The sequence below is a fragment of the Herbiconiux gentiana genome (assembly GCF_024978135.1).
Lineage (GTDB): Bacteria > Actinomycetota > Actinomycetes > Actinomycetales > Microbacteriaceae > Herbiconiux > Herbiconiux gentiana.
Window position 1 is genome coordinate 487989 of the sequence record NZ_JANTEZ010000004.1, and the last position, 26161, is coordinate 514149.

25 protein-coding genes are annotated in these 26161 nt (G+C 71.2%); 4 read left to right on the forward strand and 21 right to left on the reverse strand.

Annotation, left to right across the window (positions count from 1 at the left end; all coding sequences use genetic code 11):
* Positions 1–28 precede the first annotated feature (28 nt).
* The 3 genes from glpK to NVV95_RS12700 are packed head-to-tail and all read right to left on the reverse strand — an operon-like array spanning position 29 to position 4157.
* Positions 29–1552, reverse strand: a complete 1524-nt coding sequence (glpK, locus tag NVV95_RS12690; RefSeq protein WP_259486897.1) for a glycerol kinase GlpK — start codon at positions 1550–1552, stop codon at positions 29–31.
* A 50-nt stretch (positions 1553–1602) separates the two neighbouring features.
* Complete coding sequence (locus NVV95_RS12695) at positions 1603–2373, reverse strand: MIP/aquaporin family protein (protein ID WP_259486898.1); 771 nt, start codon at positions 2371–2373, stop codon at positions 1603–1605.
* Positions 2374–2414: 41 nt separating this feature from the next.
* Positions 2415–4157 carry a glycerol-3-phosphate dehydrogenase/oxidase gene (locus NVV95_RS12700; protein WP_259486899.1) on the reverse strand — a complete coding sequence of 581 codons (1743 nt, stop codon included), beginning with the start codon at positions 4155–4157 and terminating at the stop codon, positions 2415–2417.
* Between the two features lie 104 nt (positions 4158–4261).
* Here NVV95_RS12700 and NVV95_RS12705 point away from each other — a divergent pair, with 104 nt between their 5' ends.
* On the forward strand, positions 4262–5224 hold the full coding sequence (locus NVV95_RS12705) for a sugar-binding transcriptional regulator (RefSeq protein WP_259486900.1): 963 nt from the start codon (positions 4262–4264) through the stop codon (positions 5222–5224).
* Here NVV95_RS12705 and cofC read toward each other — a convergent pair.
* Entirely contained in the window at positions 5184–5840 is a 657-nt protein-coding gene (gene cofC / locus NVV95_RS12710; RefSeq protein ID WP_259486901.1) for a 2-phospho-L-lactate guanylyltransferase, read from the reverse strand. The genes NVV95_RS12705 and cofC overlap by 41 nt on opposite strands.
* 86 nt (positions 5841–5926) lie before the next feature.
* On the opposite strand from cofC, the gene NVV95_RS12715 reads away from it, so the two are divergent.
* Positions 5927–6346: a transferase gene (locus NVV95_RS12715; protein WP_259486902.1), complete on the forward strand. Its 420-nt coding sequence runs from the start codon at positions 5927–5929 to the stop codon at positions 6344–6346.
* Positions 6347–6402: 56 nt separating this feature from the next.
* On the opposite strand, the gene NVV95_RS12720 is transcribed toward NVV95_RS12715, so the two are convergent.
* The 6 genes from NVV95_RS12720 to NVV95_RS12745 form a co-directional block, all read right to left on the reverse strand.
* Positions 6403–7506: a DNA alkylation repair protein gene (locus NVV95_RS12720; RefSeq protein ID WP_259486903.1), complete on the reverse strand. Its 1104-nt coding sequence runs from the start codon at positions 7504–7506 to the stop codon at positions 6403–6405.
* 61 nt (positions 7507–7567) lie between these two features.
* On the reverse strand, positions 7568–8464 hold the full coding sequence (gene cofE / locus NVV95_RS12725) for a coenzyme F420-0:L-glutamate ligase (RefSeq protein ID WP_375163823.1): 897 nt from the start codon (positions 8462–8464) through the stop codon (positions 7568–7570).
* Positions 8461–9465, reverse strand: a complete 1005-nt coding sequence (locus NVV95_RS12730; RefSeq protein ID WP_259486958.1) for a TIGR03557 family F420-dependent LLM class oxidoreductase — start codon at positions 9463–9465, stop codon at positions 8461–8463. The genes cofE and NVV95_RS12730 overlap by 4 nt, the downstream gene beginning before the upstream one ends.
* A 121-nt stretch (positions 9466–9586) precedes the next feature.
* Complete coding sequence (coaD, locus tag NVV95_RS12735; protein ID WP_259486904.1) at positions 9587–10078, reverse strand: pantetheine-phosphate adenylyltransferase; 492 nt, start codon at positions 10076–10078, stop codon at positions 9587–9589.
* A gap of 147 nt (positions 10079–10225) precedes the next feature.
* Complete coding sequence (locus NVV95_RS12740) at positions 10226–10996, reverse strand: hypothetical protein (protein ID WP_259486905.1); 771 nt, start codon at positions 10994–10996, stop codon at positions 10226–10228.
* Between the two features lie 73 nt (positions 10997–11069).
* A complete protein-coding gene (locus tag NVV95_RS12745) occupies positions 11070–13652 on the reverse strand; it encodes an ATP-dependent DNA helicase RecG (protein ID WP_259486906.1) in 2583 nt (860 codons plus the stop codon).
* A gap of 50 nt (positions 13653–13702) precedes the next feature.
* Here NVV95_RS12745 and rsmD point away from each other — a divergent pair, with 50 nt between their 5' ends.
* Positions 13703–14281: a 16S rRNA (guanine(966)-N(2))-methyltransferase RsmD gene (gene rsmD / locus NVV95_RS12750; protein ID WP_259486907.1), complete on the forward strand. Its 579-nt coding sequence runs from the start codon at positions 13703–13705 to the stop codon at positions 14279–14281.
* A 10-nt stretch (positions 14282–14291) separates the two neighbouring features.
* Here the strand turns inward: rsmD and NVV95_RS12755 are convergent, their stop codons facing one another.
* Complete coding sequence (locus tag NVV95_RS12755; RefSeq protein WP_259486959.1) at positions 14292–15320, reverse strand: thiamine-phosphate kinase; 1029 nt, start codon at positions 15318–15320, stop codon at positions 14292–14294.
* 84 nt (positions 15321–15404) lie between these two features.
* Between NVV95_RS12755 and NVV95_RS12760 the strand changes: the two genes are divergently transcribed.
* Positions 15405–15983, forward strand: coding sequence for a DUF3515 family protein (locus NVV95_RS12760; RefSeq protein ID WP_259486908.1), 579 nt, complete (start codon positions 15405–15407; stop codon positions 15981–15983).
* Positions 15984–16058: 75 nt separating this feature from the next.
* Here the strand turns inward: NVV95_RS12760 and NVV95_RS12765 are convergent, their stop codons facing one another.
* The 10 genes from NVV95_RS12765 to NVV95_RS12810 all read right to left on the reverse strand — a co-directional run bounded on the left by NVV95_RS12765 (position 16059) and on the right by NVV95_RS12810 (position 26115).
* A complete protein-coding gene (locus NVV95_RS12765; protein WP_259486909.1) occupies positions 16059–17150 on the reverse strand; it encodes a D-alanine--D-alanine ligase family protein in 1092 nt (363 codons plus the stop codon).
* Positions 17062–18195 carry an NAD(P)H-dependent glycerol-3-phosphate dehydrogenase gene (locus NVV95_RS12770; RefSeq protein ID WP_259486910.1) on the reverse strand — a complete coding sequence of 378 codons (1134 nt, stop codon included), beginning with the start codon at positions 18193–18195 and terminating at the stop codon, positions 17062–17064. Before NVV95_RS12770 ends, NVV95_RS12765 begins: the two co-directional genes overlap by 89 nt.
* Entirely contained in the window at positions 18192–19043 is an 852-nt protein-coding gene (locus NVV95_RS12775) for a lysophospholipid acyltransferase family protein (RefSeq protein WP_259486911.1), read from the reverse strand. The genes NVV95_RS12770 and NVV95_RS12775 overlap by 4 nt, the downstream gene beginning before the upstream one ends.
* A gap of 11 nt (positions 19044–19054) precedes the next feature.
* Positions 19055–20425: a UDP-N-acetylglucosamine 1-carboxyvinyltransferase gene (gene murA, locus NVV95_RS12780; protein WP_259486912.1), complete on the reverse strand. Its 1371-nt coding sequence runs from the start codon at positions 20423–20425 to the stop codon at positions 19055–19057.
* Between the two features lie 23 nt (positions 20426–20448).
* Positions 20449–21045, reverse strand: a complete 597-nt coding sequence (leuD, locus tag NVV95_RS12785; RefSeq protein ID WP_259486913.1) for a 3-isopropylmalate dehydratase small subunit — start codon at positions 21043–21045, stop codon at positions 20449–20451.
* A 2-nt stretch (positions 21046–21047) separates the two neighbouring features.
* Complete coding sequence (gene leuC, locus NVV95_RS12790; protein WP_259486914.1) at positions 21048–22502, reverse strand: 3-isopropylmalate dehydratase large subunit; 1455 nt, start codon at positions 22500–22502, stop codon at positions 21048–21050.
* Between the two features lie 136 nt (positions 22503–22638).
* On the reverse strand, positions 22639–23664 hold the full coding sequence (locus tag NVV95_RS12795; protein WP_259486915.1) for a TerC family protein: 1026 nt from the start codon (positions 23662–23664) through the stop codon (positions 22639–22641).
* A 161-nt stretch (positions 23665–23825) separates the two neighbouring features.
* The gene (locus NVV95_RS12800) at positions 23826–24416 is read right to left on the reverse strand and encodes a PadR family transcriptional regulator (RefSeq protein ID WP_259486916.1); all 591 of its coding nucleotides are present in this window, start codon (positions 24414–24416) and stop codon (positions 23826–23828) included.
* Complete coding sequence (locus tag NVV95_RS12805; protein ID WP_259486917.1) at positions 24413–25288, reverse strand: DUF4097 family beta strand repeat-containing protein; 876 nt, start codon at positions 25286–25288, stop codon at positions 24413–24415. Before NVV95_RS12805 ends, NVV95_RS12800 begins: the two co-directional genes overlap by 4 nt.
* Before the next feature lie 98 nt (positions 25289–25386).
* Complete coding sequence (locus tag NVV95_RS12810; RefSeq protein WP_259486918.1) at positions 25387–26115, reverse strand: M23 family metallopeptidase; 729 nt, start codon at positions 26113–26115, stop codon at positions 25387–25389.
* Between the last annotated feature and the right edge of the window lie 46 nt (positions 26116–26161).

Sequence of the window (26161 nt, forward strand, 5' to 3'; positions counted from 1 at the left end):
GCTACGCCTCGGCGTCTGGTACGGAGGCTTACGCCTCGGTGTCGCCGTCGACCCAGTCGAGGGTCTTCGTGACGGCCTTCTTCCAGTTGCGCAGCTGGCGCTCGCGCTCGGCGTCGTCCATCTTGGGCTCCCAGCGGGAGTCCTCCTGCCAGTTGGCGCGCAGCTCGTCGAGGTTCGCCCAGAAGCCGACCGCGAGGCCGGCGGCGTACGCGGCACCGAGCGCGGTGGTCTCGGCGACCACCGGGCGGATGACCGGCACGCCGAGGATGTCGGCCTGGAACTGCATGAGCGTGTTGTTCGCGATCATGCCGCCGTCGACCTTCAGCTCGGTGAGGTCGACACCGGAGTCGGCGTTGACCGCGTCGAGCACCTCGCGGGTCTGGAAGGCCGTGGCCTCCAGCGCCGCGCGGGCGATGTGACCCTTGTTGACGTAGCGGGTGAGGCCCACGAGGGCACCACGCGCATCCGACCGCCAGTACGGCGCGAACAGGCCCGAGAACGCGGGCACGAAGTACGCGCCGCCGTTGTCCTCGACCGTATTGGCGAGCTCCTCGACCTCGGGGGCCGACGAGATCAGGCCGAGGTTGTCGCGAAGCCACTGGATCAGCGACCCGGTCACCGCGATCGACCCCTCGAGCGCGTAGTGCGCCGGCTGGTCGCCCAGCTTGTAGCCGAGGGTGGTGAGCAGCCCGTTCTTGGAGTGCACGATCTCGGTGTCGGTGTTGAAGATCAGGAAGTTTCCGGTGCCGTAGGTGTTCTTCGACTCACCGGCGTCGAACGCCGCCTGGCCGAAGGTCGCGGCCTGCTGGTCGCCCAGGATGCCCGCGACGGGGACCTCGCGCAGCAGGTTCGACGACTCGACGGTGCCGTAGACCTCGGAGGACGACTTGATCTCGGGCAGCATCGACTTCGGCACGCCGAACGCCTCGAGGATGTCGTCGCGCCACTGGAGCGTCTCGAGGTCCATGAAGAGGGTGCGCGAGGCGTTCGTGACGTCGGTGGAGTGCACGCCGCCCTCGGTGCCGCCGGTGAGGTTCCAGAGCACCCAGGTGTCGGTGGTGCCGAACATCAGCTCGCCGGCCTCGGCCTTCTCGCGGGCGCCCTCGACGTTCTCGAGGATCCAGACGATCTTCGTGCCCGAGAAGTAGGTCGCGAGCGGCAGGCCCACGATCGACTTGAAGCGCTCGGTGCCCTCGTCTCCCGCCAGGCGATCGACGATCGGCTGGGTGCGGGTGTCCTGCCAGACGATGGCGTTGTAGACGGGCTTGCCGGTGTTCTTGTCCCACACCACGGCGGTCTCGCGCTGGTTGGTGATGCCCACGGCGGCGATGTCGTGGCGCGTCAGGTCGGCCTTCGAGAGCGCCTGACCGATGACCTCGCGCACGTTCGCCCAGATCTCCATCGGGTCGTGCTCGACCCAGCCGGCCTTGGGGAAGATCTGCTCGTGCTCCTTCTGACCGGTCGACACGATGGTGCCCTTGTGGTCGAAGATGATCGCGCGCGAGCTGGTCGTGCCCTGGTCGATGGCCAGGACGTACTTCTGTTCAGACATGTCTAACTCCTTTGTCGGTACTGAATGGTGAAGCGGATGCGCCGATGCGCTCAGGTGAGGATCGGGAGCAGCGGGATGGCGAGGAGTCCGGCGAGCACGCCGCCGATGATCGGGCCGACGACCGGCACCCAGGAGTAGGACCAGTCGGAGGTGCCCTTGCCCTTGATCGGGAGGATCGCGTGAGCGATGCGCGGGCCGAGGTCACGAGCCGGGTTGATCGCGTAGCCGGTCGGGCCACCGAGCGAGGCGCCGATGCCGATCACGAGCAGCGCCACCGGAAGGGCACCGAGCGCGGCCAGGCCGCCCTCGCCCTGACGACCGCCGCCGAAGCCGATCACGACGAACACCAGCACGAAGGTGCCGACGATCTCGGTCACCAGGTTCCAGCCGTACGAGCGGATCGCCGGGCCGGTCGAGAACACGCCGAGCTTGTTCGCCGCCTCGGGCTCCTCGTCGAAGTGCTGCTTGTACGCCAGCCACACGAACACCGCACCGATGATCGCACCGATCAGCTGCGCACCGATGTACGCGATGACGGAGAGGGCGTTGACGTCGACCGGAGTGGCCGCCGAGCCGAAGGTCTTCGCGCCGTTGGCGAGAAGTCCCAGGGTGACCGCCGGGTTGAGGTGCGCTCCGGAGGCGTACGACACGATCACACCGGCGAAGACCGCGAGGCCCCAGCCGATGTTGACCATGAGCGTGCCGCCGTTGAAGCCCTTGGTGCGCACGAGCGCCACGTTGGCGACCACACCGCAGCCGAGGAGCACCAGGAGGGCGGTGCCCACCAGCTCCGACACGAAGTCGATACCGAGATTGTCCACGTTGACCTTTCTTCTCTCGGACGGCTCTCACGCCGTCCGACTCAGTTGGCGGCTGCTGCCGCCGTGTTCGCCGCTTCCAGCACGATGCCGTGGAAGAAGCGGAGGTTGTCTACCGCCAGGCGGCGCTCGTCGGCGAGGGTCTCGTCCGACCAGCCCTTCGAGCGCTGAGCCAGGGTGCTCAGCTCATCGAACACCTCCTGGGTCAGCCCGCCCACGAAGGCGATGATGCTGCGGCGCAGCACCAGGTCGCTCAGGTGCACGGTGTGCTCGCCCATCAGGAAGTCGATCTCGCCGGTGCTGTAGCCGGGCAGGGTCGCTAGCGGCGCATCCGTCGCCTCGCTCGCGTTCAGCGCGGCGATGTGGTCGATGACCTTCGCGGCGTTGCTGCCGTAGCGGGCGAGCAGGGCGCGGGTGCGCTCCTGGCCGAGGTCGGCGCCGTGCGCCTTGATCCAGGATGCGGTGGCCGCCGGGGTGGTCGGGAAGCCCGCGCCGCCGCCGATCGCGAGGTCGGTGGTGCTGACCGTGCGGGTGCGGCCGAGCAGGGCCAGCGTGTCGTTCGTCAGGTGCTCGGCGAGGGCGCGGAAGGTGGTCCACTTGCCGCCGACGAGGCTCAGCTGCTTGGTCGTGGTGCTCGACCCGAACGCGGTCTGCTCGATGCGGTAGTCGCGCGAGACGAAGCCGGGGGCGGTGTCGCCGTGGCCGGGCAGCGGGCGGATGCCCGAGTAGCGGTAGACGATCTGCGGCCGGTCGACCGTGATGGTCGGGAAGACGTGCTTGACCAGCTTGAAGAAGTAGTCGACCTCCTCCTCGGTGCAGACGCTCGGCTCGGTGATGTCGGCCTCGAGGTCGGTGGTGCCGACGAGCACGCGACCGTTCAGCGGGTAGATCAGCACGATGCGGCCGTCGTTGTTCTCGAAGAAGACCTCGCCGCCGGCGCAGGCGTCGTAGAGCTCCTTGTTGTCGAGCACGATGTGCGAGCCCTTGGTGCCGCCCATCCACTGGGTGGCCTCGCCGAGGGCGGCGTTGGTCAGGTCGGTCCAGGGGCCCGAGGTGTTGACGACCACGTCGGCCGCGACCTCGAAGGTCTCCCCGCTGACGAGGTCGCGCAGCACCACTGCGTCGCCGTTCGAGCCGACGGCCTCCAGGTAGTTGGCGGTGCGGGCGTGGGAACCGGTGGCCAGGGCATCCTGCACCAGGTCGAGCGCGAGCCGCTCGGGGTTCTCGACCGCGGCGTCGTAGTAGGTGGCGGTGTACTTCACGTCGCCGCGGAGCTTGGGCAGCTTGGCGAGCGACTTCTTGCGGCCGACGAACTTGTGGCGGGGCACGTTGCCGCCGTCGCGCGAGAACGAGTCGTAGCCGAGCAGGCCGACCTTGATCAGCAGCGCGCCGCGCTCCTTGGCCTTGCCCTGCTTGTGGGTGAGGAAGCGCAGCGGCGCGCTCAGGATGCCCGAGAAGGTCGAGAAGATCGGGATGGTCGTGGGCAGCGGCTTGACGTAGTGGGGCGCCAGGCGGAGGAGGCGGTTGCGCTCCTGCACGCTCTCGCGCACGAGCCGGAACTCGCCGTTCTCGAGGTAGCGCACGCCACCGTGGATCATGTGGCTCGACGCGGCCGAGGCGCCGGAGGCGTAGTCGCCCCGCTCGACGAGCACGACGTCGACACCCTGGAGCGCGAGGTCACGGAACGTGCCGATGCCGTTGATGCCTCCACCGACGATCAGCACCTGGGTCTTCGGGTTGCTGCGGATGGCTTCGACGCTGCTGCGGACATCGTTGGTGCTGGTCACTGTTCACTCGCCTTCGTGCTGGGTTGACTGTCCAGTTCTACGACCGTTTTCACATATGATCAAGCTCGTTGCACATATGTGCAGACGAAAGGATGCGAGGACGCATGGCCGACACCGCTGGCGCCGAGAAGGAGCGCGACGCGCTCCGCGCCGCCCACCTCTACTACCTCCAGGATCTGACGATGGAGGCCATCGCGACCGAGCTGCACACCTCACGATCATCCGTCTCCCGGCTGCTCGGCTACGCGCGCGACACGGGGCTCGTCGAGATCCAGGTGAAGTCGCCGCTGGATCGGCTGTCGAGCCTGCAGGAGCGCATCCGCGTGAAGCACGGGGTCACCGCCCACGTCGTACCCGTGCCCGATTCGACCGCCGAGGTCGACCGGCTGGAACGCGTCGCCATGAGCGCTGCACGGATTCTCGGGCCCTTCTTCGACTCGAACATGACCATGGGCATCGCCTGGGGCTCGACCCTGTCGGCCGTCTCCCGGCACCTGCAGGAGAAGGTCACCCACAACTCGCAGATCGTGCAGCTGAACGGCGCCTCGAACGCGCGCACGACGGGCATCGGCTACGCCAGCGAGATCATGAGCCGCTTCGGCACGGCGTTCGGGGCCTACGTGCAGCAGTTCCCGGTGCCGGCCTTCTTCGACGACCCGCGCACCAAGGAGGTGCTCTGGCGCGAGCGGAGCATCCGCCGCGTGCTCGAGATCCAGAAGCACATGGACATCGCGCTGTTCGGCCTCGGCTCGGCCTACGCCGACGTGCCCTCCCACGTGTACGTCGGCGGCTATCTCGACGACGACGACTTCCAGCAGCTCGGCCGCTCGCAGGTGGTCGGCGACGTGGCGACGGTGTTCTACCGCGCCGACGGCTCGAGCGAGGACATCCCGATGAACGCCCGCTCCTCGGGGCCGTCGCTGGAGTGGCTGCGCAAGGTGTCGCGCCGGGTCTGCGTGGTGTCGGGCCGTTCGAAGCTGCCGGCCCTGCGCGGGGCGCTGGCCGCCGGGGTGATGACCGACCTGATCATCGACGAGACGACGGCGCACTCGCTGCTGGAGGACTGAGGCTCTCCAGCACGCGGGCGGTCGCCGGCCCGACGCCGCGGTGCCGGGCCCGCTGCAGCTCGGCCTCGGTGTCGACGTCGTGGCGCATCGTCGACCCGTTCCCCAGGGTCAGCCGGGTGTGGCCCGCCGTCTCGTGCCGCTCGGCCGATTCCGCCCCGAAGCGCGGCACGAGCACAGCGCCGGTCGCGGTGATCAGGGTCGTGCCCGAGCCCTCGGCGTCGGGCACGAAGGCGAGTGGATGCTCGGCCGCGGCGTCGAGCGCCTCGTCGACGTCGCCCGGCCGGAGGGTCGGCAGGTCGCCGAGCATCGCCGCGGTCGGGCCGTCGCCGGCGGCCGCGATCCCCAGCGCCACCGCGGCGTTCAGCCCGCGACCCGGGTCGGCGAGCACCTCGATGCCGGGCTCCGCCTCCCGGAGGCGGGCGGCGACCGGCGATCCGGCATCCGTCACCACGATCACGCGGCCGACGCTGCGGGCCTCGCGGAGGGCCGCCACCGCGTCGAGGGTGAAGGCCTCGGCGAGCCGCAGCCGCTCCTCGGCGGAGCGCTCGGGCATCAGGCGGCTCTTGCCGTCGGCGGTCCCCTTGACGGGCACGACGACTGTCCACTGGGTGCTCATTGCTCCGATTATCCCGCACTCGGCGAAGACAGAACGATCGGTACTGTTCCGGGAATGATGTCGGGGGGTCGCAGGTTGTATACAACGTGAGCAGAACGTTTCTAGAGATCGAGGGCGAGCGCGGAGTCGTGACGCGGTATCGCCGCCACCCCAATGGAAAGGGATACGTCGCGGTCGGATCGGAGGTCGACCCGTCGGCCTATGTCGACCCGACGAGCTACGTCGAGGCCGGCGCCCGTGTCGGCGCGAAGGCCTGGATCGGATCCGGCAGCTGGATCGAGCACGACGCGGTCCTCGGAGCCGGGGTATTCATCGGCGCGAACGTGCACGTCGGGCCTTCGGCCGTGATCGGCCGCTCGTCGAAGATCGGCAGTCACTCGCGCATCGGCGAGAAGGCCGCGATCGCGGATGCGACGCTGATCGACAACGACACGACGATCGCGCCGGGCGCGGTGCTGCGGCGCGACGCGTCCGCGGGCACCGCGGACTACGTGCGCGCGGCGTAGCCCGTCTCGCGCCGCCGGGTCGCGCAAACGCACCTCCAGCCCGCGCCGACGGTGCTTCAGCGCGACCCAGCTCGGCCCTCCAGCTCGAAGTCGGCCCGCGGCGAGAGCGTGCCGTTCGCCTGGACCGTGAGGAAATGCAGGCCCGGGTAGTACGTGCGCGTGGTGATGGGGCGGAACGAGTGCGTCTTGGCGACGCGAATGCTCTCCCCCGGGGCCAGGCGGCGCGACGTGAGCTTGAACGTCTTCGGGCTTACCGCGCCGTTCGCCCGCACGAACCCGATCGAGTAGTCGATCGCGACGGTCGCGTCGGTGTCGCCGTCGTTCGTCACCATCGCCGTGAAGCCGAGCTCGCCACCCTGCGGGACGGTGGAGGTCGACAGCTCTGGCCGGTCGACGCGGAGGCCGTCGCCGGCGTAGCCGAGCAGGGCCAGCGCCTGCGGGTCGGCCTTCTTGATCAGGGTGCGGAGCCCGTGCCGGACGACCCACGGCGTGTTCTCGTCGGGTTCACCCTGCCAGCCGCCCGCGACCTCGGTGACCAGCCGCGGGTCGACCCGGCTGAGGTCGTTGAGGTGGTTCGCGACCGAGCGGCGCACGTACTCCTCGGGGTCGCGGTAGAGCCGGTCGATGATCCCCCGGGTGGCGTCCGGATGCGCGATCAGCCACGGGACGCGCTTCGCCCACGGGAGGTACGACCGTGATCCCTCGCTCGCGAGGCGTCGCACGTGTTCGTCGGGGTGGCCGGTCCAGCCGCGCATCGTGTAGACGGCGCGTTCCGGATGCGCGTTCAGCATGTCGCGCACCGCGAACTCGCTGCTCAGCATCGACGTGAGCACCGCCAGCAGGTCCATCCCGGCGTCGAACGCCGACGGCGAGCCGTCGTCGATGGCTCGCGCGGCCACGAACTCGGTCACCGGCCAGACCATCCAGCCGGAGAACCCCGGCGTCGCGATGACGTCCTGCACCGTCCTCTCCGCGGCCGGGAAGCCGGGCGGGACATCGCCGAGCAGCGCCTCGCGGACGAGGTCGACGCGGTCGCGCAGCCGTCGCCCCGCGACCGTGCGCTCGGCCTCGTGCAGGCCGGTGAGCTCGAGGCCCGGGGCGACCGCCTCGAGCGAGTCGCGCAGACGCACGACGACGTGCGGGCTGATGAGCTCGTCCATGGCTCCCATGATCGGACCGACCTTTCTGCTGTCGGATACTGCCCCCACGGACAGAGTCCCCTTAGTTGAAGCGGGCACGCAGGGCGGCGAGCTCCTCCTCGAGCCGGGCGATCGTGGCGGCGGCCTCGGCGCGGCCCTCCGCGAGGCCGGCGGCGCGGCCCTCCGCGCGGCCCTCCGCGCGGCCCTCCGCGAGACCGGCGGCGCGGCCCTCCGCGAGCGCCTCGTCGGTGCCGAGCCGGAACATGTCCCCCGGCCCCGTGCGCGACAGCGCCCGCGCGGGGGTGTCGAGGGAGGCTGTGACCGCGTGCCCGGCTCCGCGCACGAGGGCCACGGGCATCCCGCTCGCCTTGCCCTTCACCAGGTCGCCGGCCGACGCCAGCTCGTCGGCCAGCGCGGCCTGCGTGACGGCGAGCTCGTGCCCGAAGCTGTCGCGCGAGCCGCGCAGGTCGTCGAGCACGCGCACACCGGCCGCGCCGATCGCCTGGTCGATCTGGCCCTCGCGCCAGGCGCGGCCGAGCGTGTCGGAGAGCACGACGCCGAGCTCGACGCCGAACCGCGCCCGCAGCCCGGCGGCGAGCCCGCGTGCCGAGGCGTCGGGGTCGACCGGCAGCAGCAGCACGGTGCCCGACGGGGTGTTGCTCGCGTCGACCCCGGCCGCGGCCTGCACGATGCCCTGCCGGTTCTCGACGATGCGCGTCACCCCGCCCGGATGCGCCCGGCTCGCCACGACACGCACGGTCTCGGCGGTGATCGCGTCCTCGCGGTCGGCCGCGGCGATGCGCCGCCCCTCGGCCTTCGACACGATCTTCGACGTCACGACGAGGACGTCCCCGTCGAGAGGCACCAGCCCCGCCCCCTCGAGCGCGTCACCGATCAGGGCGACCAGGTCGGCGCCCTCCTCGATCTCGGGCAGGCCGCCGAACGCGACCACCCGCAGCTCCCTCGTCTCCACGCTCACCGCCTCAGCTTCGGCAGCACGTCGCGGGCGAAGACGTCGATCCACTCGCGCTGATTGCGGCCCACGTTGTGCAGGTAGATGCGGTCGAAGCCGAGGTCGGCGTAGCGCTGCAGGTGGGCGAGGTGGGCGTCCGGGTCGGACGAGACGATCATCCGGCCCTCGAAATCGCCGGGGCGCACCATCTTCGCGATCTGCTCGAACTCGAACGGCGAGCGGATGTCGGCCTTCGGGAAGCGCATGCCCCCGTTCGGCCACTCAGTGAGCGCGTTCGTCATGGCCTCCTCGTCGGTCGCGGCCCACGACAGGTGCAGCTGCAGGATGCGCGGCATCCGCGACGGGTCTTTGCCGGCCTCTCTGGCGCCCTCGTCGAACCGGGCGAACAGGCCGGCGATCTTCTCGAGCGGGGCGCCGACCGTGATCAGGCCGTCGGCGGTGCGGCCGGCGCGTCTGGCCGTGACCGGGCCGGCGGTCGCGACGTAGATGGGCGGAGGGGTCGGGGGCATCGTCCAGAGGCGGGTCGACTCGAGCTTGAAGAAGGTGCCGGAGTGCTTGACGTCGCGGCCCGCGGCCGACGCGGTGAACAGCTTCGAGATGACGTCGATGGCCTCGAACATGCGGTTGATGCGCTCGGGGGCCTCGGGCCAGTAGCCGCCCACGATGTGCTCGTCGAGGGCCTCTCCGGCGCCGATGCCGAGCCAGTGGCGTCCCGGGTACATCGCTTCGAGGGTCGCGGACGCCTGGGCGACCACGGCGGGGTGATAGCGGTAGCTCGGCGCGGTGACGCCGGGGCCGAGGTCGCCGCGGGTGCGTTCGCCGAGCGCGGCGAGCACGTTCCAGACGAACGACGACTGGCCCTGGCGGGGCACGTAGGGCTGGAAGTGGTCGGCCGCCATCACGCCCTGGAAGCCGCGGGCCTCGGCGTGCACCGCGTGGTCGATCGCGTCGCGGGGGTGGAACTGCTCGAGCTCGGCGGCGTAGCCGACGGGCACGGTCGGCGGCACGGCCGGCGGCACCGTCACGCTCGGCGCCGCGGGCACGCCCGGCACCACCGGCACGCCGGGCTCGCCCGGCACGGCGGTCACGGCCGCACCCCGCGGTCGAGGCGCTTGGAACGCGGCCCCATCAGTCGGCGGTGCGCTCGAGGAACCGCGCCACCACACCCGGCACGTACGGCGCCACGTCTCCCCCGAGCGCCGACACCTGCCGCACGAGCGAGCTCGACACGTGCGCGTGCGCCGGGTCGGGCAGCAGGAAGATCGTCTCGACCCCCGCGAGATCGCGGTTCACGATCGCCATCGGCGTCTCGTACGCCACGTCGACCTGCGAACGGATGCCCTTCACGATCGCCGTCGCCCCCACGTCGGTGCAGTAGTCGACGAGCAGCCCCATCGCCCACGAGGTCACGGTCACGTTCGCGCCGCCGAGCCCGCGCTCCTCGAGCGACTTCTCGATCAGCGACACCCGGTGCGCGATCGGGATCAGCGCCTGCTTGTCGGGGTTGTGCACGACCACGACATGCACCTCGTCGAAGATCGACGCGGCACGCTCGATCACGTCGAGGTGCCCCAGCGTGATCGGGTCGAACGAACCGGGGACCACCGCGACACTGCTCATGCCGTCCAGGCTATCAACCACGCATTTCGGCGGCGTTTCGCGGCCCGCCCGGCAGGCGCACCCCAGACCACGGGGGCCACGACCCCTGCAGGCCACGGATGCGCGGCGGCGGCAACCCGAGGCCGCCGCCGCGCATCCGCTCGCCCGTCAGACCTGCACGGCCCGGCGCGTCTCGGCAGCAGGGGAGTCGGCGGCGGCACCCGACACGGGCGCGGACGGGGCCGACACGGTGTGAGGGGCCGTCGGCACCTCGGCGGTCGCCGCCACGAACCGCTCGCACAGTGCGATCGCGTCGGCGAGCATCGCGTACAGCCGGTCGTCGGGCCGCGGCACGCACGCCGAGCGCACCCCGTCGACGGCCATGGCGATGGTGGTGTGGGTCTGCCGCTCGGTGATCTCGGCGTGCCCCCAGCGCTGGTTGCGCTCGAGGAACCTGCGGGCCCAGCGCTCGGCCTCGGGCGCCGAGGCGAGGGCGGTCGCGAACGGCTCGTCGACCTCGATCGGCCCGCCGCCGAGACGGCGCAGGGCGTCCTGGCAGACCAGTCCGCCGACGGCGAGCGAGTGCTGCCGGTCGAGCGGGGCGTCGGGCAGGGCGGCGGTGACCGCGGTGACCGCGAGCACCAGCTCGAGCCGCGGGTCGTCGCTCGTGAGCCCGATCACCGACGGGATGAGCGACGACAGCCGCCCCCGCCCCTCGTTCGAGCTCATGTCGTTGACGGCGCGGGCCATCTGCGCGAGGCCCGCGTGCGTGCAGGCCGGATGGTCGCTCCACTTCTCGCCCGCGAGGAACGACGCGAACTCCATGAAGCAGGCCCCCGAGCGGGGCGAACGGTGTCTGCCGGCTGAGAGCACGGGCATGATGTCGGGGCGCAGCTGGGCGCCTCGGCCGGTGTGTCGGATCGACTTCGTGATGTGCATGGGCCACCTCGTCTCCAGTGGCTACCACAATGCGCCTGCGCCCGCGATTTATCAATGGGCTGGCGGATGCTCGTCAGTTCTTCGCGAGGAACTCCCGCTCGCTCTCCCGCAGCCGCCGCTCGAGCGCGCCCTTGATGGCCGGATGCGCGGCGAGCTCGGGATCGGCGTCGACGATCTCGAAGGCGACCGCCCGCGCATCCTGGATCACGTCGGCGTCTTTCACCACGCGCAGCAGCCGGAGCGACGAGCGGCCCCCCGACTGGATGCTGCCGAGCACGTCGCCCTCGCGCCGGAGCTCGAGGTCGATCTCGGCGAGCTCGAAGCCGTCGAGGGTGGACGCGACCGCGTCGACGCGCTCGCGGGCGAGCGACTCGGCCTCGGCGGTGGTGACGAGCAGGCACAGGCCGGGCACGCCACCTCGGCCGACACGACCGCGGAGCTGGTGCAGCTGGCTGACGCCGAAGCGGTCGGCGTCGAGCACGACCATGGTGGACGCGTTCGGCACGTCGACACCGACCTCGATGACGGTGGTCGCCACCAGCACGTCGATCTCCCGAGCGGCGAAGGCGCGCATGATGGCGTCCTTCTCCTCGCTCGGCATGCGGCCGTGCAGCGACTCGATGCGGTAGCCGGCGAGCGCGGGCAGGGCGCGGAGGTGGGCGAGGGTCTCGACGACGGTGGCCTTCGGGGGGCGCGGGGCGGCGGGGGCGGTGCCGGCCGGGGCGGTAGCGGCTTTCGCGGGGGCGGTGGCGGCTTTCGCGGGGGCCTTCGCCGCGGGTGCTTTCACCGCAGAGGCTCGCGCCGAGGCCGAGGCCCGAGCCGAACCCGCCGGCAGGGCCGACACCACCGCACCCCCGGCGGGCGACGACGGCGTCGCCGCCGTCGGCGCCGCACCGGCGGCAGCCGCGGCCCGCGCCGCCCGGCGCGCCCGCGCCTCGGCCAGCTCGTCGACCCCGAAGTCTCCGTCGAGCTGGCCGGCCCGTTTCGCGCTCGCGGCGTCGTCGTCGCCGCCCGGCGCGTCGGCCGGCTCCACCGGATCGGCCGGGTCGATCGCCGGGCACACCACGAACGCCTGCCGCCCCTGGGCCAGCTCCTCCGCGACGCGGGCCCAGATGCGCCCCGCCCAGCCGGGCTTCTCGGCGAGCGGCACGCTGAAGCTCTCGATGCCCTTGCGCCCCGCGGGCAGCTCGGTGATGGTCGACACGTCGAGGTCGCCGAACACCGTCATCGCCACCGTGCGCGGGATCGGCGTCGCCGTCATCACGAGCACGTGCGGGGGTGTCGCCCCCTTCTGCCGCAGCAGATCGCGCTGCTCGACCCCGAAGCGGTGCTGCTCGTCGACCACCACGAGCCCCAGGTCGTAGAACTGCACCACGTCGCTCAGCAGCGCATGCGTGCCCACGACGAGCTTGGCCTGCCCCGACACCATGCGCAGCAGCGCCTTCTTGCGCTCTGCGGTGCTGAGCTGCCCGGTGTGCAGCGTGGGCACGAGCTCGGCCGCGAGATCGGGGCCCAGCACCTTCACGATCGAGCGCAGGTGCTGCGCCGCGAGCACCTCGGTGGGGGCGAGCATCGCCGACTGGCCGCCCGAGTCGGCCACCGCGAGCATCGCCCGCACGGCCACGAGCGTCTTGCCCGAGCCGACCTCGCCCTGCAGCAGCCGCATCATCGGGATGTCGCCGCCCAGGTCGCGGGCGATCTCGGAACCGACGAGCTGCTGGTCGGCCGTCAGCCGGAACGGCAGGCTCGCGTCGAAGCGCTCGAGGTAGCCGCCCGGTTTCGGCCGGCGGGCGGCGGTCTTCTGCGCGTGCGCGGCCCGCCGCTGGCTGACCAGCGCCGTCTGCAGCACGAACGCCTCGTGGAAGCGCAGGGTCTCGCGCGCCCGCATGTAGTCGGCGTCTTTCTGGGGCCGGTGCATGAGCTCGTAGGCGCGCTGGGCGGTGAGCAGCCGCCGCTCCTCGCGCACGGCGTCGGGCACCGGGTCGGCGATCTGCCCTTTCACGGCGTCGAGCACGATGGCCACCGAGTTGGCGATCTGCCAGCTGGCCACCGAGGCGGTGGCCGGGTAGATCGGGATCGGCATCTCGGCCCAGCGCTTGGCCTCGGCGTCGTCGAGCGCGCTCGGGTCGGCGAGCCCCTCCCCCAGGGCGTCGAGCGCGTCGGCCCCGAGCCCTCGGGCGTCGCCGAACAGCTCGTAGTTCGGATGCGCGAGCTGCAGCGCCCCCCGGTAGTCGGACACCTTGCCCGCGAAGATTCCGCGAACCCCCGGCCGCAGCTCGCGCGCGCGCCAGGACTGGTTGAAGAAGGTCAGCGAGATGAAGCCCTGGCCGTCGGAGATCGACACCTCGAGCAGACTGCCGCGCCGGGCCCGCATGGGCCGCTCGCGCACGTCGCGCACCTCGGCGACGATGGTGACGTTCTCGTCGAGCGGGAGCTTGTCGATGGCGGTGAGCTCGCCGCGCTTGGCGTAGCGGCGCGGGTAGTGGCTGAGCAGGTCGCCCACGGTTCGGATGCCGAACGCCTTCTCGAACGCACTCGCCGTGCGCCCGCCGAGCACGCCCGACAGCTTCGCGTCGAGCGCATCGGCCCCCGGCGGCACGGCGATCGGCGCGACCGGGGCCCCGGGCGCGCCGGTTCCCGTGGTGCCGCCGCTCATGCGAGAAGTCTAGGCGGCACGCCCGACACCGCCGCGATAGGGTGCAGGGCGTGACTCGCATCATCGCCGGATTCGCCGGCTCGCTCACCCTGGCCGTGCCCCGCTCGGGCACCCGACCCACGAGCGACCGGGTGCGCGAGGCGATCTTCTCGGCGCTCGAGTCCCGGGGCGGCCTCGACGGGCTGACGGTGCTCGACCTCTACGCCGGTTCGGGTGCGCTGGCGCTCGAGGCGATCAGCCGCGGTGCCGCATCCGCTCTGCTGGTCGAGAAGAACGCCGGGGCCGCCGGCATCGCGAAGAAGAACGCCGCCCGGGTGGTCGCTGCGGCGCCGACGGATGCCCGTCCCCGCGTCGAGGTCGTCACGCAGGCGGTGCTCCCCCGGCTGAGGGCGTCCGCCGCCGTGGCGGGTGCGGGCTACGACGTGGTGTTCCTCGACCCGCCGTACGACCTCGGCGACGCGGAGCTCACCGAGACCCTCGCGGCCCTCGTGCCGCTGCTCGCCCCCGACGCGACGGTGCTGGTGGAGCGCAGCACCCGCTCGGCCGAGCCCATGTGGCCCGCGGGCCTGACACTCGACCGCACCCGCGCCTACGGCGAGACCGCCCTCTGGTGGGCCACCCCCGCCTGACCCGCTGGCGTCAGCCGGCCGCGCCCGTCCAGCCCGCGTACGGGTCCCAGCCGCCGAGCTCGGCGTAGGGGGTGGCGCCGACGAGCACCTCGGGGGCCGCGCTGCGATCGAGCACGGCGCCGATGCGGCGGAAGCCCTCCGGCAGCGGGCCGGGTGGGAACGTCGCCAGGAGGGCATGGTCCTCGCCGCCCGCCAGCACGAAGGACGCCGCTCGGTCGCCCACCGCCGGGTCGAGCGCGACGAGCGCCCGCGCCTCGAGGTCGACGGCGGCGGGGTCGAGCTCGACCGAGCATCCGCTCGCCACCGCGAGACGTCGGGCGTCGAGCACCAGCCCGTCGGAGACGTCGAGCATGGCGGTCGCCCCGCCCAGGGCCGCCGGCACCCCGAGCGCGATCGGCACGACCGGCGCCAGCTGCGCCGCGACGAGCTCCGGATGCGCGGCCCGCACCTCGCCCGCCCGGGCCGCGTCTGGCGTGCCGTCGGCCGCGACGCCGTCCCGGAACAGCAGCCACAGGCCGGCACCGGCCCGCCCGAGGTCTCCCGCGACGGCGAGCTGATCGCCCGGCCGCGCGCCGGAGCGCGTGACGGGGGCGCGACCCTCGAGGTCGCCGAAGGCCGTGACGGCGATCATCAGCGCGGGCGAGGCCGAGAGGTCTCCGCCCACCACGCCACAGCCCGGTGCCGCGAGCCCGCAGCCGTCGCGCAGCCCGTCGGCGATGCCGAGCAGCACGTCGACGGGGGTGTCGAGCGGGGCGGCGAGGGCGACCACGAGGGCGGTCGGCCGGGCGCCCATCGCGGCGACGTCGGCGAGGTTCGTCATGGCGGCCTTGACGCCGAGGTCGTGCGCGCTCGACCACGCCGAGCGGAAGTCGGGCCCGTGCACCATGAGATCGGTGGTCACCGCGAAGCGCCCGTCGGGGGCGGCCACGACCGCGCTGTCGTCGCCCGGTCCGAGCAGCTCGGCGTCGGCGTGCGGCAGCCGCGGGAAGATGCGCTTCAGCGTCTCGCCCTCCCCCACCTCGGCGAGGGTGGGGCCCATGACGGCGCCGAAGCCGGCCTCAGGATGCTCGTTCGCAGGGAAACCGGAGTCGGGGATCACGTGCCAACGGTAGCCTGAACCTCGATGCCCCACGCCGCCCGAACCCTCGTCAGCCCCCGCCGCCACGCCGCCACCGTCCCGGGCGCGGCCGCCCCGCTCCCGGCCGGCCGCCGCCGCCGCGCGCTGGCCCTCGCGACCGCGACGCTCGCCACCGCGACCCTGCTCACCGGCTGCGCCCCCACGGTGAGCCTCGAGGCGGCCCCCGACGCGACCGACCCGGCGTGCGCCGACGTGATCGTGCGGCTGCCCGACACCGTCGCGGGCGAGTCCAAGCGCACCACCGACGCGCAGGCGACCGGCGCGTGGGGCGACCCGGCATCCGTTCTGCTGCACTGCGGGGTGCCGCCCTACGGCCCCACCACACTGCCGTGCGGCAACGTCAACGGCGTCGACTGGATCGTCGACGACTCGAACGCCCCCACCTACGTGTTCACCACCTACGGCCGCACCCCCGCCGTGGAGGTCGTGCTCGACTACGACGTGGTCGGCGGCACGAGCGCGCTCGACGACCTGCGCACCGCGGTGCAGTCCATCCCGCAGGAGGCGCAGTGCCTCGACGCCGACGACGTGCTCGGCACCCCCACGCCGACCCCTGCGCCCTAGTCGACGTCGACCGACACCGGCCTCAGGCTCGAGGCCTCAGGCCCAGGCCCAGGCACCAGCCAGCCGCCGCGCCGCCTACTCCAGCGCCAGCGCGATCAGCTCGTCGATGATCTCCGGGTAGCTCACACCTGACGCGATCCAGCACTTCGGGAACATCGAGATGGGCGTGAACCCCGGCATCGTATTCACCTCGTTCACCACGAACCCCTCGGGCGTGAGGAAGAAGTCGACCCGCGCGAGCCCCGCCCCGTCGATCGCGGTGAAGGCGCGCGCGGCCAGCTCCTGCATCGTCGCCAGCTCCACCGGCGACAGCTCGGCCGGGCAGACCAGGTCGACCCCGGGCGCGTCGAGGTACTTCGCGTCGAAGTCGTAGAACTCGCGGCCCGTCATCACGATCTCCCCCGCGACCGACACCCGCGGGGCAGCGCCGGCCCGCCCGCCGAGCACCCCGCACTCGACCTCGCGGCCCACGACGGCCGACTCGATCAGCACCCGGGAGTCCTCCCGCAGCGCGGTCTCGATGGCATCCGACAGCTCGGAGGCCGACGACGAGCTGACCTTCGACACCCCCACCGACGACCCGGCACGAGCCGGCTTCACGAACAGCGGCAGCCCGAGCGACTCGGCCGCCGACAGCACCGACGACGGCGACGCCGCCCACTGGTGCGCGGTGACGGTCTGCCACGGCGCCACCGCGATGCCCGCGGCCTGCAGCACCGTCTTGGTGAAGTGCTTGTCCATGCCGAGCGCCGAGGCGAGCACACCCGAGCCGACGTACGGCAGCCCGACGAGCTCGAGCAGGCCCTGCACCGTGCCGTCCTCGCCGAACGGCCCGTGCAGGATGGGGAACACCACGTCGACGTCGCCGAGCACCGAGACCGTGCCGTCGGCCCGCTGCACCGAGAGCGACCGCGAGGCGGTCGACGCGGGCCACAGGATGCGCGTGCCGTTGTCGGACACGACGGGCAGCGCCGAGGGGTCGAGCCGGAACTTCGCGGGGTCGTCGTCCTCGAGCACGAAGGCGCCCTCGGCGGTGATCCCCACCGGGATCACGTCGAAGCGCGTGCGGTCGATCGCCTCAAGCACCCCGCCGGCCGTGGCGCAGCTGATCGAGTGCTCGCTGGAGCGCCCGCCGAACAGCACCGCCACCGTGGTCTTGCTTGGCATCGAGTGTCCTTTCGCCCTGGGGGCCGCTGTCGTCGTCCGTCGTCAGATGCGGCGCGATGTCCCGAGGATCGAGCGTACCGGCGAGCACCTGGCTCACCTGACGGCAGATCGGCATGTCCACACCCTTGGCCTCGGCCAGGGTGAGCACGGGGGCCACCGAGGCGAGCCCCTCCGCGGTCTGCTGCATCGACTTCACCACGTCGGCGAAGCTGTAGCCCTGGCCGAGCAGGCGCCCGGCGGTGTTGTTGCGCGAGAGCGACGAGCCGCTCGTGGCGATCAGGTCGCCGAGGCCCGCGAGCCCCGACAGGGTCTCCGGATGCCCGCCGTACGCCACGGCGAAGTCGGTCATCTCGACCAGCCCGCGGGTGATGATCGAGGCCTTCGTGTTCTCGCCGTAGCCCACGCCGTCGACGATGCCGATCGCCACGGCGATCAAGTTCTTCAGCACGCCGCCGAACTCGGTGCCGATGACGTCGGTGTTGACGAACGAGCGGAAGTACCGGTTGGTCGCCACCATCGCCACCCGCTCGGCGGTCTCGAGGCTGGCGGAGGAGACGACGGCAGCGGTCGGCTGCTCCTTCGCGATCTCGAGGGCGAGGTTCGGCCCGGAGGCGACGGCGATGCGGTCGGGATCGATCTCGAGCACGGATTCGAGCACCTCGCTCATCCGGAGCCCGGTGCCCTTCTCGACACCCTTCATCAGGCTCGTGATCGGCACCCCCTCGGGGATGAGCGTCTTCAGCTCGACGAGGTTGCCCCGCAGGGACTGGCTCGGGATCGACACGAAGACGAACTGCGCGTCGGCGAGGGCGCGGCCGACGTCGGAGGTGGCCGTGACGGTGGGAGGCAGGTTGACGCCGGGGAGGTAGTCGCTGTTGCGCTTGGCCTCGCGGATCTCCTTGGCGAGCTCGGGGCGACGGGCCCAGACGGTGACGTCGGCCCCGCCGTCGGCCAGCACCTTCGAGAACGTCGTGCCCCAGCTGCCGGCGCCCAGCACGGTGACGCGCGGGCGCGGCGGCACCACGACCTTCGAGGCGCGGCTCACTCGCGGGCCCCCGAATCGGCCGAGGAGTCGGCGGCGGAACCGGCCGAGGAGTCGCCCGCCGGGCCCGCCGAGCGCGCACGGCCGTCGCCGAGCCGCCCGAACTCGCTCTGGTTGTGCGCCTTCGGGTTCCACCGCTCGGCCGGCGCCGTCTCGCCCCGCAGCTCCTCGAGCAGCCCGGTGATCGCCGCCATCAGGCGGTCGGTCGCCTCGGCAAGGGTCTTCTGGTCGAGCGGATGCCCGCGCAGGTCGTCGAGATCGACCGGCGGCCCGTAGGCCACCTTCACCGGCTTGCGCCCGAACAGCCGCAGCTTCTTCGAGTAGCGCGGCATGATCGCCTGCACCCCCCAGTGCGCCGAGGGGATGAGCGGGATGCCGTGCTCGAGCGCGAGGCGCACGGCCCCGGTCTTGCCGCGCATGGGCCAGAGCCCTGGGTCGCGGGTGAGGGTTCCCTCGGGGTACACGATGACGCCCTTCCGGTCTTCGATGAGCGCCGTCGCGGCCGAGATCGACGCGTTGCCCCGGCCGGGCCTCGCCCGTTCGACGGGGATCTGCCCGATGGCGCGCAGCAGAGCGCCGACGACCGGCACCGAGAACAGCGACGCCTTCGCGAGGAACCGCGGAGCCCGCTTGAGCTTCCACACCGCCCACGCCACGACCACCGGGTCGAAGTTGGAGTAGTGGTTGGGGCTCAGCACGAACGGCCCCTCCGCCGGGAGGTTCTCGGTGCCGCGCTGGTCGAGCTTCACGCTCGCGGCGATGGCGGGTGCGACGAGCGCCTCCACTGCCCGGAAGGCAGGGGTCTTCTCGGAGAAGGTGCGGGCGTCGGTGCGAGCGGGGGCGTCGGCCATGCGGTCGAGTTCTACTCGGCGAAGTAGAAGTCGGCCCCGAGCTTCTCGAGCTTGCCCACGAAGTCGCCGTAGCCGCGGGCGATCAGACCCACGTTGCTCACCGACGACTGACCCTGGGCCACGAGAGCGGCGATCAGGTGACTGAAGCCACCGCGCAGGTCGGGAACCTCGAGCTCGGCGCCGTGCAGCTTCGTGGGGCCCGTGATGACCGCCGCCTGCTCGAGCGCGCGGCGCGGCACGCGGCGGTTCGGGTCGGCCAGGCCGTCTTTGTGCACCTCGATGTTGGCGCCCATCTTGACCAGGGCGTCGACGAAGCCGAAACGGTTCTCGTACACCGTCTCGTGCACGATCGAAGTGCCCTGGGCCTGGGTGAGCGCCACGATGAGCGGCTGCTGCCAGTCGGTCATGAAGCCGGGGTGCACGTCGGTCTCGATGACCACGGGCTTCAGCTCGCCACCGGGGTGGTAGAAGCGGATGCCCTCCTCCTCGATGTCGAACGCGCCGCCGATCTTGCGGAAGACGTTGAGGAAGGTCATCATCTCGGACTGCTTGGCGCCCGTGGTGAAGATGGAGCCGCCGGTGGCCAGCGCCGCCGACGCCCACGAGGCGGCCTCGTTGCGGTCGAACAGGGCGCGGTGGTTGTAGCCGTCGAGCGAGTCGACACCCTCGATGAAGATGGTGCGGTTGGGCTCGACCGAGATGATCGCGCCCATCTTCTGCAGCACGGCGATGAGATCCATGATCTCGGGCTCGATGGCCGCGTTCTTCAGCTCGGTGGTGCCCTTGGCGCGCACGCCGGTGAGCAGCACCTGCTCGGTCGCGCCGACGCTCGGGTAGGGCAGCTCGATGTTGGCGCCGCGCAGGCCGTTGGGTGCCGTGATGTTGATGCCGCTCGGCAGCTTGTCGACGACGGCCCCGAAGGCGCGCAGCGCGTCGAGGTGGAAGTCGATCGGTCGGTCGCCGATGCGGCAGCCGCCGAGGTCGGGGATGAACGCGTGGCCCAGACGGTGCAGCAGCGGGCCGCAGAACAGGATCGGGATGCGGCTGGACCCCGAGAGCGCGTCGATCTCGGCGCTCGTGGCCGTGGCCACGTTCGTGGGGTCGAGCTGCAGCACGCCGGTGGCGGCCGAACCGGTGATCTTGACACCGTGGATCTCGAGCAGGCTCGAGACCACGTGCACGTCGCTGATGTCGGGCACGTCGCGGAGCGTGGAGGTCGTGTCGCCGAGCAGCGACGCCACCATCGCCTTGGTGACGAGGTTCTTCGCCCCCCGCACGTCGATGGTGCCGCGGAGCGGACGACCGCCGTTGATGACGATCGTGTCGGACATCAGTCCGACGCGCTCGGCCGCCTTGCGACCATCCTGTACGAGAGAGTTCACGTGAATCACCTGACTGCTTGAAGCTATTTGACCGGGAGTGTTCGAGGTCTCCAACCCTCTCGGCGGCTCTCGAATTCCGTGATCGCCTCTTCGTCGCGAAGCGTCAGTCCGATGTCGTCCAGACCTTCGAGCAGCCTCCACCGAGTGTAATCGTCGATCGCGAAGCTGACTGTGAGGTCGCCGATGGCGGCGGTTCGCTCGATCAGGTCGACGGTGATCTCGACGCCGGGCTGCGCCTCGATGGCGGCCCAGAGCCGCTCGATGTCGGCCTCGTCGACCTGCCCGGTGAGCAGGCCCTGCTTGCCCGAGTTGCCCCGGAAGATGTCGCCGAAGCGCGAGGACAGCACGGCGGTGAAGCCGAAGTCGCGGAGCGCCCAGACGGCGTGCTCGCGGCTGGAGCCGGTGCCGAAGTCGGGCCCGGCCACCAGCACCCGGGGGTTCTGGTACGCGGGCTGGTTCAGCACGAACTCGGGATCGTTCCGCCAGCCGGCGAACAGAGCGTCTTCGAAACCGGTCTTGGTGACGCGCTTGAGGTAGACCGCCGGGATGATCTGGTCGGTGTCGACGTTGCCGCGCTTCAGGGGCACGGCTACCCCCGTCAGGATGTCGATCTTGTCCATGGTCAGACCTCCACGGTCTCGCGGGCGGCGAATTCGGACAGGTCGGAGACGCTGGAGAGCGTGCCCCGGATGGCGGTGGCGGCGGCCACCAGCGGCGAGACTAGGTGGGTGCGCCCGCCCTTGCCCTGCCGGCCCTCGAAGTTGCGGTTGGAGGTGCTGGCGCAGCGCTCCCCCGGAGCGAGCTGGTCGGGGTTCATGCCGAGGCACATCGAGCAGCCGGCGAAGCGCCACTCGGCGCCGAACTCCTCGACGATCTTGTCGATGCCCTCGGCCTCGGCCTCGATGCGCACGCGGGCGCTGCCCGGCACGACCATGACCCGAACGCCGTCGGCCTTCTTCTGCCCCTTGATCACCGAGGCGAAGGCCCGCAGGTCTTCGATGCGGCTGTTGGTGCAGGAGCCCATGAACACGGCGTCGACCCGCACCTCCTTCAGCGGGGTGCCCGCCTCGAGGTCCATGTACTCCAGGGCCCGCTCGGCGCTCGCGCGCTCGTTCGGGTCGATGATCGTCGACGGGTCGGGCACGCGTTCGTTCAGCGACACGCCCTGGCCGGGGTTGGTGCCCCAGGTGACGAAGGGCTCGAGCTCGTCGGCGTCGAGGAACACCTCGGCGTCGAACACGGCGTCGTCGTCGGTCTGCAGGGTGCGCCAGTACTCCACGGCGGCCTCCCAGTCGTCGCCCTCGGGCGCGTGCGGGCGGCCCTTCAGGTAGGCGAAGGTGGTCTCGTCGGGGGCGACCATACCGGCCCGGGCGCCCGCCTCGATCGACATGTTGCAGATGGTCATGCGGCCATCCATCGACAGGCTGCGGATGGCCGAGCCGCGGTATTCGAGCACGTAGCCCTGGCCGCCGCCCGTGCCAATCTTGGCGATCACGGCGAGGATGATGTCCTTCGCCGTGACACCCGGGCGGAGCGTGCCCTCGACCGTGATGGCCATCGTCTTGAACGGCTTGAGGGGCAGGGTCTGGGTGGCGAGAACGTGCTCGACCTCGCTGGTGCCGATGCCGAACGCCATGGCGCCGAACGCGCCGTGGGTGCTGGTGTGGCTGTCGCCGCAGACCACGGTGATGCCCGGCATGGTGAGGCCGAGCTGCGGGCCGACGACGTGCACGATGCCCTGCTCGACGTCGCCGAGCGAGTGCAGACGCACCCCGAACTCCTGGGCGTTGCGGCGCAGGGTGTCGATCTGGGTGCGGCTCGTCAGGTCGGCGATCGGCTTGTCGATCGCGAGCGTCGGGGTGTTGTGGTCCTCGGTCGCGATCGTCAGGTCGGGGCGGCGCACCGGGCGGCCTTCGGCGCGCAGGCCGTCGAAGGCCTGGGGGCTCGTGACCTCGTGCACCAGGTGCAGGTCGATGTAGAGCAGATCGGGGCTGCCGTTCTCGCCCTTGACGACGAGGTGGTCGTCCCACACCTTCTCAGCGAGGGTGCGCGGACGGATGGTCGGTTCGGGGCTCATTGCGTGTCCTTCTGAAGTAGGGGGTCAGCCATCGACAGACTCCGCGACGAGGGAGGCCTTGAACTAGGACTCGTCGCGGCAGCTAAGAAGGAGCAGACCGAACAGCACGCCCCGATCGTAGCACCCGCCCCCGCGCTCAGCGGGTCGCGTCGGACTCCGGGTCGGCGGCGGCCTTCAGCTCCTCCTTGACCGAGACGCCGCGACGGCGCATCACGAGGAGCGAGGCCACGGTGGCGACCGCCATCGAGAGGATGATGACGGCGAGCGAGGTCCAGGTGTCGATCTCGGGGATCCACTCGATCGGGTGGCCGCCGTTGATGAAGAACACCTCGTTGGAGTGCAGCGCGTGGAAGACGAGCTTCACGCCGATGAAGGCGAGGATGAACGCGATGCCGTACTTGAGGTAGATGAGCCGGTCGAGCAGCCCGCCGAGCAGGAAGTAGAGCTGACGGAGGCCCATCAGCGCGAACACGTTCGCGGTGAACACGATGAACGGGCTCTGCGTGATGCCGAAGATGGCCGGGATCGAGTCGAGCGCGAACAGCAGGTCGGTGGAGCCGAGCGCGATGAACACGATCAGCATCGGCGTGAAGACCTTCTTGCCGTCGATGACGGTGCGAACCTTGGCGCCGTCGAAGTCGGGCGCGATGCTCATGCGCTTGCGCAGGAAGGTGACCAGGCCGTTCTCGCCGTCGTCCTCGTCCTCCTTGCCGAAGGCCTGCCGGAACGCGGTGACGAGCAGGAACGCGCCGAAGATGTAGAAGATCCAGCTCAGGGACTCGATCAGCTGCGCCCCGATGAGGATGAAGATGCCGCGCAGCACGAGGGCGATGATGATGCCCACCATCAGCGCTTCCTGCTGGTACTTCCTCGGCACGTTGAAGCGCGCCATGATGATCACGAACACGAACAGGTTGTCGATCGAGAGGCTGTACTCGGTCAGCCAGCCGGCCAGGAACTGGCCCGCCGGCTCCCCTCCCGCGAACACCAGCATGAGCGCCGCGAACACCAGGGCGAGCGCCACGTAGAACACGACCCAGAGCGTGGCCTCCTTGAACGAGGGCACGTGCGGCCGCTTGAACGCGATCAGCAGATCGGCGGCGAGGATCAGCACGAGCACCACGAGCGAGGTGATCTCGAAGGCGATGGGGAGTTCTAGCACGGGGGCCTTTCGACAGCGGCGGCCTCAGGCGGGCAGCACGATGACCGAAAGTCTCTCCCGTGCTGGCCGCCGCGGCAACCGCACCGCTGCCCCCGGGCACACGTCGGAGTGGGCCGTGGTGACGATGACAGCGAGGTGGGATACTCCCCTTCCCGTCAAGACTACTGCCGGCGGCCGAGCTCCTCGCGCACCTCGAGCCGCACCTCGGCCAGCCGCTCGCGCAGCCGCCCGATCAGCGCCGGGTCGATGCCCTTCGCCGAGGCCTTGCGCAAGTCGGTGCGCAGCTGCTGGCGGAACTCCGTCAGCGCCACGTCGGCGTCGCGCAGCGCCTCGGCCGACTCCGCGCGGGAACCGGCGGGCGGCGTGCGCGCCTCGCGCTTCGCCGAGGCGAGCTCGGCCTTGAGGCTGCGCATGGCCTGGTCGACACCCGAGCGCACCTCGTCGGCGAGCCGGCGTACCGAGTCGGAGAGGTCGGACTCGATGTCGGCGAGCTCCCCGCGGCGGCTCTCGAGCTCGGCACGCCCGGCGTCGGTGATCGAGTAGACGGTCTTCCGGCCATCCGCGGTCTTGGTGACGAGCCCCTCGTCTTCGAGCTTCGCGAGCCTCGGGTAGATGGTGCCGGCGCTCGGGCTGTAGGTGCCGCCGAAGCGGTCGGCGAGCGCCTGGATCAGCTCGTAGCCGTGCTTCGGCGACTCCTCGAGCAGGTTCAGCAGGTAGAGGCGCAGGTGGCCGTGGCCGAACACGGGGCTCATGCCGAGGCCTCGGCGCCCGCGTCGGCGGGGGCGGATGCGCCGCCGTCGGCATCGGCGGCCGACGACGCCGGGGCGCCCTCGCGGTACAGCACCGTGATGTCGCCCGACACCGAGTTCGCGCGGAACTCCGTCCAGCTGCCGTCGAGCTCCCCGGTCTGCCCGTTGTACCCGCCGCCGCGGAGCCCCTTGATGGTGTTCGGGCCGAGCTGCAGAGTGCCGGAGACGGAGTTCACGTTGTAGCGCGCGGCGGTCGACGCGTCGAGCCGCACGGTGAGGTCGCCCGAGACGGTGTTGTTCTCGATGGCGGAGGGCACACCGATGGAGTCGACGAACACCTCGCCCGAGACGCCGTCGGCCGAGAAGCGGCGGATCTCCCCCGCCGCCGCGATGTCGCCCGAGACGGTGTGGGCGCTGACGAGCCCCACGTGGTCGCGGATCGAGATCTCGCCCGAGACCGTGTTGACGTCGAGGTCGCCGTGCACCGCGTCGATGACGACGTCGCCCGTGACGGTCGAGACCCGCGCATCCGTCACCAGCCCCGAGATCAGCGCCGATGCCGAGATGACCCCGAACTTCAGGGCCGCGTCGCGGGGCACCATGATGCTCACGTCGGCCCTCGCGTTGCCGCGCCACGACTTGAACACCTCGATGAAGTTGTCCCAGCGCAGCTGCGGGTGGTCGATCTCGAGGCGGTCGCCGTCGATCGAGATCTTCAGGTCCTTGCCCGAGACCGAGTGCACCTCGATGCGCGCGCCCGGCTCGTCGTGGCCGATGATGTCGACCTGGCCGCCGATCAGGCCCACCTTGAGCGAGCGCACAAGCTCGATGTCGATGACTTTCGGACCGGTGACGATCCACTTCTCCAAGACCACGATGTTCTCCTGCCTCGCGCTATATCGCGTGTTGTGCGATCAAGCTATATCTCGACGACGGGCGCGTCAAGATATATCGCGACTTCGACAGCCGGGGCTCAGGCGGCGCCGTGCTCGGCAAGGAAGGGCATCGGGTCGTAGCGCACCCCGTCGGCCCCGTAGAGCTCGAAGTGGCAGTGCTCGGTGGTGGCGTTGCCCGTGCGACCGGTGAGCCCGATCACCTGGCCGGCCGTGACCGTGTCACCCACCCCCACGGTGAGCGTGGACTCCTGGAAGTGCATGTACATGCTGCACACGGCGACCCCGGCGACCTTGTGGGCGATGGAGAGGTAGGCGCCGCCCGTCCCCCCGTTCTCCGACGCGGCGATCACGATGCCGTCGGCGATGGCGTGCACCGGCACCCCGGGCCCGTTCAGCATGTCGACGCCCTTGTGGAAGCCCTCGGCGCGCGGGCCGAAGGGGTCGGACATGCGGTAGCCGTCGGGGTACACCGGCGAGAAGGCGGCCGACTCGGCCGTCGCGTCGGCGCCCGCCTGGCACTGCGCTCCCCCGTAGCCGCCCTGGCCCGACGACTGACTGGCCGGCTTCGGGGTGGGCGTCGGCGTGGGCGTGAAGGTGTGCACCACGTAGCCGTCACGGGCGACGGATGCTCCGACGCCCTCGTCGACCGAGGAGAAGCGCTGCGCCGCGCCGGCCTGCACCGAGAACTCGAGGTCGTCGAAGCTGCCGGGCGTGGTGAGCGAGGCGGCGGGGACGCTGGTGGCCACGGCCACGCCGACCACGAAGGTCATGGCGAGCACGCCGAGCAGCTGACCCTGGTACTTCACCGGCCCTATTGTCCTTGGCGGCCGTGACGAGCACAACCGCTGCGCC